The sequence below is a fragment of the Ruegeria spongiae genome (genome assembly GCF_023502395.1).
Taxonomy (GTDB): Bacteria; Pseudomonadota; Alphaproteobacteria; order Rhodobacterales; family Rhodobacteraceae; genus Ruegeria_C; species Ruegeria_C spongiae.
On sequence record NZ_JAMFMB010000101.1, the window covers coordinates 1 to 372 of the forward strand.

1 protein-coding gene is annotated in these 372 nt (G+C 58.1%); it reads left to right on the forward strand.

Features of this window, described 5'->3' with window-relative positions; genetic code table 11:
* Positions 1–43: 43 nt before the first annotated feature.
* A partial coding sequence (locus M3P21_RS22435; protein WP_308445978.1) for a site-specific integrase occupies positions 44–372 on the forward strand: 329 nt, incomplete at its 3' end.

Here is a 372-nt window from a genome sequence, read left to right on the forward strand (position 1 = left end):
GGTTCCTATGACACAGGAGAAGATAAGCCCGCTACGTGCGCGGATGATCGAAGATATGCGGATCAAGGGGCTGGGGGAAAGCTCACAGGAAGCGCACATAAGGGCTGTTCGATACTTTACCGAGTTCCTTGGGCGATCACCGGACACCGCGACAGAGGAAGACCTGCGCGCCTACCATCTGCAGATGGTCAACACGAACGTCACCCCGTCGACCTACAACGTGCGGCTTGTTGGGCTGCGGTTCTTTTTCGAGACGACGTGCAAACGACCTGAGATGAAGGACTGCCTGCACTTTCGCACAGAACCGCGCAAGCTGCCCGTGGTCTTAAGTGCTGAGGAGGTGTTCGAGATACTCAGGGTCGCGCCCGGCCC